Source organism: Xanthomonas sp. WHRI 10204, from assembly GCF_040202875.1.
Classification (GTDB): domain Bacteria; phylum Pseudomonadota; class Gammaproteobacteria; order Xanthomonadales; family Xanthomonadaceae; genus Xanthomonas.
Genome location: NZ_JBEGDW010000002.1, coordinates 22,347 through 35,435, shown reverse-complemented (window position 1 = coordinate 35,435; position 13,089 = coordinate 22,347). Strand labels below are relative to the sequence as shown.

General features: G+C 62.5%; 12 protein-coding genes and 1 tRNA gene. 5 read left to right on the top strand and 8 right to left on the bottom strand.

What is annotated here, in order from left to right; translation table 11 throughout:
• The first annotated feature begins 86 nt into the window (after positions 1–86).
• The gene (ispG, locus tag ABQZ00_RS10880; RefSeq protein WP_311239582.1) at positions 87–1,352 is read left to right on the top strand and encodes a flavodoxin-dependent (E)-4-hydroxy-3-methylbut-2-enyl-diphosphate synthase; all 1,266 of its coding nucleotides are present in this window, start codon (positions 87–89) and stop codon (positions 1,350–1,352) included.
• Positions 1,333–2,031 (top strand): phosphatase PAP2 family protein, encoded by a 699-nt coding sequence (locus ABQZ00_RS10875; protein ID WP_115511908.1) that lies wholly within the window; start codon positions 1,333–1,335, stop codon positions 2,029–2,031. Before ispG ends, ABQZ00_RS10875 begins: the two co-directional genes overlap by 20 nt.
• Positions 2,032–2,474: 443 nt before the next feature.
• On the opposite strand, the gene ABQZ00_RS10870 is transcribed toward ABQZ00_RS10875, so the two are convergent.
• The 8 genes from ABQZ00_RS10870 to amaB all read right to left on the bottom strand — a co-directional run bounded on the left by ABQZ00_RS10870 (position 2,475) and on the right by amaB (position 10,747).
• Positions 2,475–3,779, bottom strand: coding sequence for an MFS transporter (locus tag ABQZ00_RS10870; RefSeq protein ID WP_323538330.1), 1,305 nt, complete (start codon positions 3,777–3,779; stop codon positions 2,475–2,477).
• 162 nt (positions 3,780–3,941) lie between these two features.
• On the bottom strand, positions 3,942–4,619 hold the full coding sequence (locus ABQZ00_RS10865) for an aspartate/glutamate racemase family protein (protein ID WP_503064288.1): 678 nt from the start codon (positions 4,617–4,619) through the stop codon (positions 3,942–3,944).
• Positions 4,620–4,818: 199 nt separating this feature from the next.
• Positions 4,819–5,730 carry a DMT family transporter gene (locus ABQZ00_RS10860; protein WP_055854833.1) on the bottom strand — a complete coding sequence of 304 codons (912 nt, stop codon included), beginning with the start codon at positions 5,728–5,730 and terminating at the stop codon, positions 4,819–4,821.
• Positions 5,724–6,776 carry a UDP-N-acetylmuramate dehydrogenase gene (gene murB / locus ABQZ00_RS10855; protein ID WP_115561889.1) on the bottom strand — a complete coding sequence of 351 codons (1,053 nt, stop codon included), beginning with the start codon at positions 6,774–6,776 and terminating at the stop codon, positions 5,724–5,726. The genes ABQZ00_RS10860 and murB overlap by 7 nt, the downstream gene beginning before the upstream one ends.
• Complete coding sequence (locus ABQZ00_RS10850; protein ID WP_115553608.1) at positions 6,773–7,828, bottom strand: quinone-dependent dihydroorotate dehydrogenase; 1,056 nt, start codon at positions 7,826–7,828, stop codon at positions 6,773–6,775. Before ABQZ00_RS10850 ends, murB begins: the two co-directional genes overlap by 4 nt.
• A gap of 4 nt (positions 7,829–7,832) precedes the next feature.
• Positions 7,833–8,600: a class I SAM-dependent methyltransferase gene (locus ABQZ00_RS10845; RefSeq protein ID WP_055854842.1), complete on the bottom strand. Its 768-nt coding sequence runs from the start codon at positions 8,598–8,600 to the stop codon at positions 7,833–7,835.
• A 2-nt stretch (positions 8,601–8,602) separates the two neighbouring features.
• Positions 8,603–8,887: a DUF4190 domain-containing protein gene (locus ABQZ00_RS10840; RefSeq protein WP_055854845.1), complete on the bottom strand. Its 285-nt coding sequence runs from the start codon at positions 8,885–8,887 to the stop codon at positions 8,603–8,605.
• A gap of 327 nt (positions 8,888–9,214) precedes the next feature.
• A complete protein-coding gene (gene amaB / locus ABQZ00_RS10835) occupies positions 9,215–10,747 on the bottom strand; it encodes an L-piperidine-6-carboxylate dehydrogenase (RefSeq protein WP_323538332.1) in 1,533 nt (510 codons plus the stop codon).
• Positions 10,748–10,882: 135 nt separating this feature from the next.
• Between amaB and ABQZ00_RS10830 the strand changes: the two genes are divergently transcribed.
• The 3 genes from ABQZ00_RS10830 to ABQZ00_RS10820 all read left to right on the top strand — a co-directional run bounded on the left by ABQZ00_RS10830 (position 10,883) and on the right by ABQZ00_RS10820 (position 13,056).
• Positions 10,883–10,956, top strand: a tRNA-Arg gene (locus ABQZ00_RS10830).
• A 541-nt stretch (positions 10,957–11,497) separates the two neighbouring features.
• Positions 11,498–12,619 carry a hypothetical protein gene (locus ABQZ00_RS10825; protein WP_323538333.1) on the top strand — a complete coding sequence of 374 codons (1,122 nt, stop codon included), beginning with the start codon at positions 11,498–11,500 and terminating at the stop codon, positions 12,617–12,619.
• Entirely contained in the window at positions 12,601–13,056 is a 456-nt protein-coding gene (locus ABQZ00_RS10820) for a hypothetical protein (RefSeq protein ID WP_323538334.1), read from the top strand. Before ABQZ00_RS10825 ends, ABQZ00_RS10820 begins: the two co-directional genes overlap by 19 nt.
• Positions 13,057–13,089: the final 33 nt, after the last annotated feature.

The following is a 13,089-nucleotide window of genomic DNA, read 5'->3' as shown; positions in this document are numbered from 1 at the left end:
CTGCGACAAACCGTCGCATCGGCCGGGATGGCGGCCCGCACGACGCTTCAGCTGTGAGCGGACGACGGACAGGCTAAAATAGCGCCATGTATGACGCCGTGACCCGCCCAACCCCTCCCGCCGACGCCACCGCCTGGCCGCGCCGCATCACCCAGGCCGTCAAGATCGGCAGCGTGATCGTGGGCGGCGGCCACCCGGTGGTCGTCCAGTCGATGACCAACACCGATACCGCCGACATCGCCGGTAGCGTCAAACAGGTGTCCGAACTCTGGCGCGCCGGCTCGGAGATGGTACGTCTGACCGTCAACAACGCCGAGTCCGCCGCCGCCATCCCGCGCATCGTCGACAAGCTGCGCATGATGGGGATCGAAGTGCCGCTGATCGGCGACTTCCATTACAACGGCCACCAGCTGCTCACTGCCGAGCCGGCCTGTGCCGAAGCGTTGGCCAAGTACCGCATCAATCCAGGCAACGTCGGGTTCGGCAAGAAGAAGGATCTGCAATTCGCGCAGCTGATCGAATTCGCAATCAAATACGACAAGCCAGTGCGCATCGGCGCCAACTGGGGCTCGCTGGACCAGTCGCTGGCCGCGCAGCTGATGGACGAAAATTCCAAGCGCGAGACGCCGTGGGACGCCAGCCGCGTATTGCGTGAGGCGCTGATCCGTTCGGCGGTGGATTCGGCCGAGCGTGCGGTGGAGCTGGGCTTGTCGCGCGAGCGCATTATCTTGTCGGCCAAGGTGTCTGGCGTGCAGGAACTGATCGCGGTGTATCGCGACATGGCGACGCGCTGCGATTTTGCGCTGCACCTGGGCCTGACCGAGGCCGGCATCGGCAGCAAGGGCATCGTGGCCTCGGCCGCGGCGTTGAGCGTGCTGCTGCAGGAAGGCATCGGCGACACCATCCGCATTTCGCTGACGCCGGAGCCGGGCCAGTCGCGCACCCAGGAAGTGGTGGTCGCACAGGAACTGCTGCAGACCACCGGCCAACGCGCCTTCACCCCGATGGTCACTGCGTGCCCGGGCTGCGGCCGTACCACCTCCGAGTTCTTCCAGGAGTTGGCCGGCGTGGTGCAGAACCATGTGCGCGCCAAGATGCCGGAGTGGAAGATTTCCAACCCCGGCGCCGAGAATATGACCCTGGCGGTGATGGGCTGCGTGGTCAACGGCCCGGGCGAATCGCGCCACGCCAATATCGGCATCTCGTTGCCGGGCACGGGCGAAGCGCCGTCGGCGCCGGTGTTTATCGATGGCGAAAAAAGCGTCACCTTGCGTGGCGAAAACATCGCGTATGAATTCATCGATCTGATCGATCAGTACGTCGAACGCACGTATGTCCGCCGCGCCGGCTGAATCGCCGGCCGGTTTCAGCGTCTGGCTGCGCAACAATGCATGGCGCATGGCGCTGTTGTTTGCCGGGGTCCTGCTGCCGCTGGGTCTGTTCGTGGACCTGGCCGATGAAGTGCATGAGCTGGAAAACTTCTATTTCGACGAGCCCTTGCTGTGGAGCATGCGCAGCATCGCCACGCCCGGGCTGGATGCGTTCTTTGGCGTGATTTCCAAGGTGGGTTATCAGTACGGCGTGATCCCGATCGATATCGCGATCGTGGTGGTGTTGTTGGCGCTACGGCGCTGGCGCGAGGGCACCTTTGCGGCGCTGGGATTTGCTGGTTCGGCGTTGTTGAACATGGGCGCCAAGCAGTTCTTCCAACGCGATCGGCCCAGTTTGTGGGAGTCGATCGCGCCGGAAAGCACATTCAGCTTTCCCAGTGGTCACGCGATGGGCTCGATGACGCTCGCCGCCGTGGTCATCGCGCTGGCATGGCGCACGCGCTGGCGTTGGCCGGTGACCATCGCCGCCAGTCTGTTCGCCGCGTTGGTGGGCATTTCGCGCATCTATCTGGGCGTGCATTACCCCTCCGACATCCTCGGCGGTTGGTCGGCGGCGTTGGTATGGGTGGTGGGGCTGTATCTGGTGATGTTCCGCGGCGCACGGCGACCGCATTGGCGTCGCCCGGTCGTGTCGGGCTAAGCGAGGGTAACCGGGCGACTGCACAATGGGCAGGCATGCGCGGCTGATGTTCGGTGGGGCATGTGCACGTTGCATTCGGTTGCTCCGCGCTGGCCGCCCCGGTCAACGATTGCTCGTTCTGTTTCTTATCCTCTCCAAGCATGCGGCTGTGGCGTTTGCTCAAGCCGATGTGCTTAGGGAGATTGCCGAGCGCGGCACCTGCTTGCCTCCTCAAACAGGCGCCGGTGCTCGATAAACGGTCGATTAGGCTCGGCAATTTCGTCGCGCGGATTGGGTCTTCGCGCCGATGCCCGACGGCTGCCAGGCATTAACGTGGTTGGCCCGCGAGTTGCTCCGCGTTGTGGCGGCGGGTGGTCTCTGCAGCCGGAACAGCAGCGCGCCTGTCAGTTGCGCGCCGAAGGGTTGTCAGCAGCTGATAGTGGAGATGTCGATCAGACGCCGTTCTACGCAGAGGAATGGCCGGCACGTTCCCGGCGCCATAGCTGCAATCCAACCGTCGTGCCGATCACTGCCAGTAACACCATGTAATAGCCTGGTCCCATGGGATGTTGCTTGGCCAGCATCACCACCAGCAGCGGTGTCAGCCCACCAAACACGGCATAGCCCAGGTTGTAGGCGAACGACACGCCGGACAGGCGCACTTCCGGGGGGAACACCCCAACCATGATGCGCGGGATCACCCCAAGCACGCCCAGTGCGGCGCCCAGCAGCGAATACAGCGGAAACACCAGCTGTGGATCGCCAGCCAGGCGGTAGAACAACCATGCCGAAACGCCCAGCAAAACGCTGCCGATGAGCAAGACACGCCCATTGCCGTAACGGTCGGCCAACGCACCGGCCACCACCGACCCCGCAGCCTGCAGCACAATCGCCAGACTATTTGCCTGCAGCGCTACTGCCGCCGGGTAGTGGTAACTGCTCTGCAACAGGCCGGGTGTCATCAACGACACCACCAGCACGCCGCCGGCCACCATCCAGGTCAATGCCAACGACAGCAGCACGCCAGGCCGATGATCGCGCAGCACCAGCTTGAGCGGGGTTTCGCGCGCCAGCGCACGCATGGCGACCAGTTCTGCAAACACCGGCGTCTCGTGCAGCCAGCGCCGCAGGTAGACCGATACCAGCCCGAACACGCCGCCCGCCAGGAACGGCAGCCGCCAGGCATAGTCTGCGATCTCGGCAGGGCTGAAGTGGCGGTTGAGGGCGCCGGCGCCCAGCGAGCCGAGCAACACGCCACCGGCCAGGCCGGCGGTCAGGGTGCCGCAGGCGAGTCCGGTGCGGTGCGCGGGGACATGCTCGGCGACGAACACCCAGGCGCTGGGCACCTCACCGCCGATCGCGGCGCCCTGCAACAGGCGCGCGCCCAACAGCAGCAGTGGCGCAGCGATGCCGATCTGCGCGTAGGTCGGCAACAGGCCGATGCACAGCGTTGGCAGCGCCATCAGCAGCAGGCTGAGGCCGAACATGCGTTTGCGACCGAGCAGGTCGCCGAAATGGGCCATCACCATGCCGCCGAGCGGACGCACCAGGTAACCGGCGGCAAAGATGCCGAAGGTCTGCAACTGCCGCATCCACTCCGGGATGCCGGGAGGGAAGAACAATTCGCCCAGCACCGCGGCAAAAAAGATGAAGATGATGAAGTCGTACAGCTCCAGCGCGCCGCCCAGCGCAGACAAGGCCAGCGTTTTGTAGTCGCCGCGTTTCAGGTGCGGCTTCGGTGCAATGCCTGTGGATGGCTGGGTCTTCAAGGCGTGACATCCTGTAGCGGGTGATGGCGCATGCGTGTGGGCAGCAGTACAAGTGCAGGTAGCAATGCTAGCGCGCCAAGAGAGTCCAGCTTGCATGCTTGTATTGGATGGCACGTATGCGGGCTTCGGTAAGCGAGTGGTGCCTGCGCCCGTGGTAACGCATCAAGCGCGCAGGCTTGCCAACGCCGCTGCTTCGGCATGCAGCACGGTGGTATCGAACAGCGGCCGCGCTGCATCGCTGGCATCCACCAGCAATGAAATCTCGGTGCAGCCAAGCACGATCGCTTGCGCGCCTTGCCGGTCGAGGTCGGCCATGACCTGACGAAAATACGTGCGCGACCCGGCATTAATCACGCCCTGGCACAGCTCCTCGTAAATCACCCGATGCAGTTCCACGCGTGCATCGGCAGGCGGTATGACGACTGTCAGCCCACGTGCTTCCAGACGCTGACGATAGAACGGCTGCTCCATGGTGAAGCGCGTGCCGAGCAGGCCGACCTGGGTGATGCCTGCCGCGAGCAAAGCATCGGCGGTGGCATCGGCGATGTGCAGCAACGGTAGTGGCGTTGCGGCGGTGATCGCATCGGCAACGCAGTGCATGGTGTTGGTGCACAGCACGATGAAGTCCGCGCCGCCAGCGTGCAGCGCACGCGCGGCGGCCGCCATCTCGCGTCCGGCGCCTTCCCAGTCGCCGGCGTGCTGCAAGCGTTCGATGTCGTGGAAGTCGACGCTGTACAGCAACAATCGCGCCGAATGCAGCCCGCCACGTTCGCGGCGAATGGCCTGATTGATATGTCGGTAGTAGGGCAGGGTGGACTCCCAGCTCATGCCGCCGATCATCCCGATGGTTTTCACGAGCGGTCTCCTGGGCGCAACCGTGTTCTCCCGCATGGTCGCATACGACCTCAGTCGCGTGACAGCAGTGCCAGATGGCCGCCGGGACCTGCTCGTGTGCCGCGACGTCACTGCCTTGAGTGTGGTGCGCATGATGACGCGTGAGACCAAGCGCACTGCGCGCGTACTGCCCATCGCTGTCGCGTCACTCGCCCGGCTTTGCGCCCTCCACCGGGGCATGCGTGGCAGCACGACGTGCCAGCACCGCTTCGCGATGGGCGATGTAGACGTTGGCACCGATGATGATGGCCGCGCCAATCAAGGTGTGACGCTCGATGGCCTCGCCAAACAACCACCAGCCCAGCAAGGCCACCAGCGGTAGCTGCATGAAGCTGATCGGCTGCAGTGCGGACACTTCGCCCATCTTCAGCGCACGCGTCCAGAACAACTGCCCGACAGTGCCGAAGATGCCGGTCGCCACCAGCCACAACCAGTCGATGCCGTGCGGCAAGGTCCACTGAAATAGCGCCGGAATCAGCGACATCGGCACCCAGAACACATAGGTGTAGAACACCACCGTATCCGAGTCGTCGCTACGCGACAGTTGCTTGATCTGGATCGCGACGATGGCGCTGATCACTGCCGCCAGCAATGCAATCAACAGCCCAGGACTGAAGGTGGATGAGCCCGGGCGCAAAATCACCAGCACACCGATAAACCCGGCCGCCACCGCCAGCCAGCGCCGCATGCGCACCTGCTCGTGCAGCCACACCACCGCCAGCACGGTGACGAACAAGGGCGTGGAATAGGACAGCGAAATCGCCTGCGACAGCGGCAGATGCCCGATGGCCCAGAACCCGCACAACATCGAGGCCAGGCCAATCAACGTGCGTGCCAGATACTGCGGCAGCTGGCGTGTACGCGGCAGCGTCTTGCCGGGGCCGATGAGCAACGGCAGCAATGCCAGCAACCCGAATGCATTGCGGAAGAATGCAATCTCGGTAGTGGCGATATTCTTTGATGCCAGCCGGATGGTGATGGCCATCAGGCCGAACGCGAGTGTGCTGATCAGCATCCAGACGGCGGCGCGCACGGGCGCCGATGCAGCAGTCACCAATGCGCTCCGATGATGCGCGGCTCCGGTTCCAGGATCACCGAGTAGCGCTCGCGCACCGATTCGGCGATGCGCCGCGCAAAGTCGAGCAACTGCGCGCCGCTGGCAGTGCCGTAGTTGACCAGCACCAATGCGTGGTCGGGGGACACGCCGGCATCGCCTTCGCGCTGGCCCTTCCAGCCGCATTGCTCGATCAACCACGCGGCCGATAACTTGCCCTGGCCTGGCTGCTCGCCGGGATACACCGGCATGTCGGCGAAGGTGGCCTGCAACGCGGCGATCTGTTCGCTGGGCAGCAGCGGGTTCTTGAAGAAACTGCCGGCATTGCCCAGTACATCGGGGTCCGGCAGCTTGCGTCGACGGATGTTGATCACCGCCTGCGCCACGTCGGCCGCGCCTGCCAGCTCGGCACCCATGCTGGCCAATTCTTCGCGAATGCCTGCGTAATCCAGGCGTAGCTCATGCAGCAACGGCAGATTGAATTCCACCGCCACAATCAGATAACGCTCTGGCTGCTGCTTGAACACGCTGTCGCGGTAGGCGAATGCACACTCGGCCGCGGTCATCCGCACAAACTGCTGGCTAAGCCGATCGAACGCTTCCACCACGTGGATGAAGTCGCCCACCTGCGCGCCGTAGGCACCGATATTTTGGATCGGGCTGGCGCCGACAGTGCCGGGGATCAACGCCAGGTTTTCCAGACCCGACAAGCCTTGCTGCAACGAATACAGCACCAACGCATGCCAGTTCACACCGGCCCCGGCGCGCACGATGGCGTGGTCGGCATGGTGCGCGATGATGGCGATCTCGCGATTTTCGAAACACAGCACGTAACCTTGCGGGTCGCCGGCCAACAGCACATTGCTGCCGCTGCCAAGCACCAGCAATGGAAGCTCGGCAACCTCCGGCGCGGCCAGCGCCTGCGGCAATGCCTCGGGCGTGTGGATGCTCAGCAACCAGCGCGCCGTTGCCTCGACATGAAACGTGTTGAGCGCACGCAGCGGCGCATGCGCGCTCAAGCTCCAGCCGGTCTGCACTGCATCGCTCATAGCGGCGAAACCGCGCCACCGCTGGGCGCTTCGCGACGACGACGGATGGCGTCGACGCACTCGCCGATCAGCGGCGGACCGCGATACACCAGGCCGCTATAGCACTGCACCAGGCTCGCACCGGCCGCCATTTTGGCTAACGCATCGGCGCCGGAATTGATGCCACCCACGCCGATCAACGGAATCGACTCGGGCAGGCGTGCGCGCAGGCGTCGTAGCACCAAGGTGGATTGCCCCAGCAACGGCGCACCGGACAACCCGCCGGCCTCGCCAGCCAATGGATGATTGGCGATCAAGGTGCGCGTCACCGTGGTGTTGGTAGCGATTACGCCATCTACGGCCAGGTCGGCCAACACACGCGCGGCGGCATCGATGTCGCGGTCGTTGAGATCCGGCGCCACCTTCACCAGCATCGGCACGCGCTTGCCATGTTGCGCAGCCAAGGCTTCCTGGGTTTCGCGCAGATCGGAAATCAGCCGACGCAGCGCCTGTTCTTCCTGCAGCTCGCGCAAGCCGGCGGTATTGGGCGATGAAATGTTGACGGTGATGTAGTCGGCCAGCGGATACACGCGCTCCATGCAATAGCGGTAGTCGCTGGTCGCGTCTTCGTTGGGCGTGTCCTTGTTCTTGCCGATGTTGATGCCGAGCAGCCCGCCGCGTCGGCGCGCACGCTGCACATTGGCCACCAGCGCATCCACGCCCAGATTGTTGAAGCCCATGCGGTTGATCACCGCCTGATATTCCGGCAACCGGAACATGCGCGGCTTGGGATTGCCTTCCTGTGGCCGCGGGGTCACCGTGCCGATCTCGATGAAGCCGAAGCCCAACGCCAGCAGTGCATCGATGTGTTCGCCGTTCTTGTCCAGGCCGGCGCCAAGGCCGACCGGGTTGGGAAACATCAGCCCGAATGCCGGTGTCGGCAGCGGGACCGGTTGCTTGGCCAGCAGCGACGTGGTGCCGGTGCGGTAGGCGATGTCGATGGAGCGCAGCGCCAGCGCATGCGCGCGCTCGGCATCGAGGGTGAACAGCAGGGGGCGGGCAAGCGAATACATGGGGTCAGTTCAATTTTCCTGCGAACACGCGGGTCTGGTATTGGAAGTCGATCTGCCCGTCCTGTGCGTGCGCGTCGAACAGCGTGCGCAGCGCGGCGAGCATCGGCGCATGGCGTGGGTCGTGTGCGAGCGGCGCGTACGAAGACGACAACAGACGGCCGCGCAGTGCGTCGAAATCCAGTCGTTGCACATTGGGAAAGCGCGCCATCGCACGGAACCCATCACCGAACCAGGCCTGCATGGTCGCATCGTCCTGATAGCGCTCTGCCACTGCCGAGTAGTCGGTGCCGTAGTCCAGCAATAGTTGCTCGTAGCCGCGCAAGAAGGCGGTGGTGTCCAGTTCGCGCGAGTTCCAGTAGATCACCGCCAGCCCATCGGGCCGCAGCACGCGCGCCCATTCGGCACGGATGGCCTGGGTGTCGAACCAGTGGAAGGCCTGCGCGGCAGACACCAGACCCATGCTGGCATCGGCCAGCCCGGTGGCTTCGGCCGTGCCATCGATGGCCTGAAACTTGGGGAAACCCGCCAGCCATTGCTGCGCGGCCTCACGCATGGCCGGATTCGGCTCCACTGCCGTGACCGCATAGCCGGCTTCCAGAAACAGCCGGCTGGAAATGCCGGTGCCGGCGCCGATATCGGCCACCGCGGTCGCTGGGGTGATGCCAAGTTCGTCATGCAACCAGCGCAGCAACTGCGGCGGATAACTGGGCCGGTAGCGCACATAGGCCGCCACGCGGTCGTTGAAACGCTGGGCCGAGGAGGGCGCGGCCATGCTCAACTGTTTGCGGCCGCAAGCCAGGCCATGCCGCCAAAGAACAGGACGAAGATCGCAATGCCGATCAGCCACATGGCCGCTGCCAGCCAGCCGAGGATCAGCCCGCCGATCGCCAAGCCGTCGCCTTCCAGCCCCTGCGGGTTGCGGCGGATTTCTGCGCGCGCCAGGTGGCCGGTGATGATGGCGCACACGCTGCCGAGGAACGGGATCAGCGTCCAGCCGAGAATGCCTGCGACCAGGCTGACGATCGCCATGGCACTGGTCTGTCGAACGACAACGTTCATCATGAACTCCTAGAGATTGGCGGCAGCAGAGGGCTGGCGTGGCCCGATTATCCCAGAGCGGCCGCCCGAATGGCGTGCCGTCTGCGGCGGAAACGCGATCGTCGGGCCATCAGTGGCCGGTGAGAGAGGCCAGAACTGTCTGATTGCGTGGGGCAGGGAGGCGTTACCGATGGGCTCCGGTCCCGGCCGAGACGTCATCGGCTCTCGGCAAACCGCTGCGTGGCGCGTGCCGTTCTCTCTATCGCGATTGCGGGCCGCCCGTAGCAGGGTGGCCATGCGACAGCTGCAGCGCGCCGGCCATGGCCGGGCGCGCTGCGATGCCATCGATTACAGATCGAACTTGATGCCCTGCGCCAGCGGCAGCGAGTCGGAGTAATTGATGGTGTTGGTCTGGCGACGCATGTAGACCTTCCACGCATCCGAGCCGGACTCGCGACCGCCGCCGGTTTCCTTCTCGCCACCGAACGCGCCGCCGATCTCCGCACCGGAGGTGCCGATGTTGACGTTGGCAATGCCGCAATCGCTGCCCGCAGCGGACAGAAACTTCTCGGCCGCTTTCAGGTCCTGGGTAAAGATCGACGACGACAGGCCCTGCGGCACGCCGTTCTGCAGGTCGATCGCCTCATCCAGCGTGCTGTACTTCATCACGTACAGGATGGGTGCGAAGGTCTCGTGCTGCACCACCGCGTCGCTGTTCTGCAGCCCGGTGACAATCGCCGGCAGCACGAAGTTGCCCGGGCGATCGATCGCGGTGCCGCCCACTTCCACCGTGCCGCCGGCCGCCTTGGCCTTGGCGATCGAGGCCAGGAACTGCTCCACCGCACCGCGGCTGTTGAGTGGGCCCATCAGGTTTGCCGGGTCGGTGGGGTCGCCGATCTTGCTGTCGAGCTGCTTGTACGCCTTGACCAGCGTCGCCAGCACGTTGTCGTAGATGGAGGCATGCACGATCAGGCGGCGCGTGGTGGTGCAGCGCTGCCCGGCGGTACCGACCGCGCCGAACACGATGCCGGGGATCGCCAGCTTCAGGTCGGCGGTGTCGTCCAGGATGATGGCGTTGTTGCCGCCCAGCTCCAGCAGGCAACGGCCCAGGCGGTGCGCAACCTTCTCGGCCACCACACGACCGATCTGGGTCGAGCCGGTGAAGCTGATCAGCGGGATGCGGCTGTCTTCGACCAGCTTTTCCGACAAGGAAGTGCCGGCATCGTTGATCAGGAAGAAGATGTCCGGAAAGCCGGCATCCTTGAGCGCTGCGTTGCAGATCTTCATCGTCGCGATCGCGGTCAGCGGGGTCTTGTTGGACGGCTTCCAGATGCAGATATCGCCGCAAATCGCCGCCAAGAACGCATTCCACGCCCACACCGCCACCGGGAAGTTGAACGCGCTGATGATGCCCACCAGCCCCAGCGGCTGGTACTGCTCATACATGCGGTGACCGGGACGCTCCGAATGCATGGTGTAGCCATAGAGCATGCGGCTCTGGCCCACGGCAAAGTCGGCGATGTCGATCATCTCCTGCACCTCGCCATCGCCTTCGGGCTTGCTCTTGCCCATTTCCAAGGCCACCAGCGAACCGAGCGCATCCTTGTGCTTGCGCAGTGCCTCGCCACACAACCGCACTGCCTCACCGCGACGCGGCGCCGGGGTGGTGCGCCACACCTTGAAGGCGGCCTGCGCGCGCGCCACGATCAGCTCGTAGTCGTCCGACGTGGTCGCCTGCACATCGGCGATGACCGCGTTGGTGGTCGGATTGAGCGGCTGCAGCACGCCGGCGCCGGTGGCCTGCGACCAGGTCGCCTCGCCGAGGTAAGTGCCGGAATTGGACGCAGCGAGGTCGAGCGCCTTGAGCAGGTCAGCGGACATGGAATCTCCTGGAAACAGTGGCGGTCGCGCGGCAGCCAAGGCCGGCAGCGACACGGGTAGCCGCCGATTTTAGCAGGCTCCACCCACCCCCGGCCGGCTTGGCAAGCTGGCTGAACATGCGACAATGCCGCCCTTGGCCCCGTAGCTCAGCTGGATAGAGCGTCCCCCTCCTAAGGGGAAGGTCGCCCGTTCGAATCGGGCCGGGGTCACAATTGGCGGTAACCCAGCGACGCCATTGTCCATGCCTTTTCCGCGGGCTCGGAAGATTCAGTTGCCACCTAATTGATCAAATTGATCTCTCCAGCTCGGTGCTTGGCATTGCCGATCCAGCTTAGTCTGTTATCCAGCGTCCAAGTCACCAACACCAACGGTTCTCGAAACCTCCTCGGCGCCAGGTGAGTACCTGTGCGGCACGTGGAGGACTACCTGCGGCATCGATGTACCGATCAACGCGGTGGCACTCCGACGTCCAATTCCCTTGGGCTAGGGGACTTGACTCTAAACTGAGGCGCTACTCAAAAATCGGGGGGCGTCGTCGTCGGCTCACGCATTCGTGGCAGGTGCGCTAGCTTTTTCCAGAGTCAGCGAGGTTGCTTGAGCATCGCTAATCTGCCCGCGAATGCCTAGCTAGTGCAGGTTTATGTAGACTTGCCCTCTAGTGCTTGCATGGTGCGTCTGCAAAGCCTTACAAGGGTGGCTAGCCGGCAAATCAATGGGGATTGGCCGACCTAACGAGAGGATTGACGAGGCATGCAACGGACTGTTCCCGAAAAGCCAGTGTGGAATTTTTTTCTTGCGATTTGCTTCTTCATGGCTTTAGTAATTACAGATAGAGCCCAAGCGCAAAATCCAAGGCAGAACCTCCAATATTTCGCGCAGTGCCAAACCGGGCCGTGCGATATCTACAAAGGCGGCGAGCGTGATCCCTATGGATATCGTAGCGAGATGTTTGGTGCTGAGAGTGAGGCGAAAACAAAAGCTATTGCCGATTATCTGGAAATAGATGGTTGGGACGTACCGGAATCAGATTTTTGGCGAAGGCGGTGTGAGAGAGCTGAAGTAGAAACGTTTCCCGTGATTTATTACCCTTTCCCGCAGCAGTGGTGGGGGCGCGTAGACTTCACACATCAGTGCTATACATATAGGCCTGATGGCTTGTCGCCTCCATCTGAGCCTCTGCCTTACGTTCGGAGTATCATGATTCGGGCAGTTTGTAGGCCCGGATTTGTTGTAAAAGATTACGAGACAGGCGAGTGCGGGCGTGTCCCAAATGCCTGCCCTGGCTATCCAGAAAATAGTACCTTCGGTTGTGGCGAGAGTGTGGCGGAACTTCAGGCAACTCAAAAAAATCTAGTTGATCCTCGTCGCCTTTTCCATGCGCAACAGACATGTCTCGCGAAAAAATCCTGTGAATTGCGTTGTCAGATGGATAATTGCCAATGGATGGACTTGGTAATCCCAGCGTTCGCAAAGCCCTATCTAGATGGTGATGGTAGCTGGCCTATAGTCGAGGCGAACTGCGGTGCAATGCAGGGTTTGCTGATTGCAGTGCCGGGAGGTGAGTGGATCGCGGACAGAGAATGCTTCTCCAGCATGGGCTGGTATCACGTTCAAGTGGATCTAAAAAACGCGCTTGAGGTACATGGATGTGGAACCCAGCAGGATTGGGATTTGGTAGGGGAGCAAATCGCCCCGTGCCTCCTAACCACTGATCCCGGATACCCCAACCAGTACTATGAGTTCGGAGGTGTATTCGTCCGTTTGGCTCGTGAAAGAGTACGGTCGCAGTGCCTTAGTAATCGAAACGCACGCGGCCTACCAATTGATATCAACTCTGGATTCGGAGGAAAAGTATGCCAAGTCGGACCTTAATTTTTTTGCTTTTTGGTGCGATTCCAGTTGGTGTGAGCGCACAAAACGACGCCCCACCTACCTGGACTATCCGCGCATCAATTCCTGGCAAACAACTGGTTGGCGAGTGGGAACTGTCGAAGATAAAATCGCAAGACGAATTACTTCAAGCAGCAACCTCAGCGCAAGTGGAAGTTAATCGCGGCAGTTCATTTCAACTCGAAGTAAAAATAGTCAATCCTGCCGGTGTTGAGACGGACGTGACTGGCTCGTCGAAATTGCTTTATCGGCCGAAGGCTTGTTTGAACGTGACGGCGAGTGGTATGGCCACCCTGCCCAGCATTCCCAGTTCACCGGGAACCTGCCTGCCTGGCGACCCTGTGCCATTCACCATTATCTACCTGGATAAGTCTGCTGGAATTGCAGCAGCTAATATGTATTCCATGAAAATAAAATGATTTTATCGTGGAGACAGTGACTGAAGAGAAGGG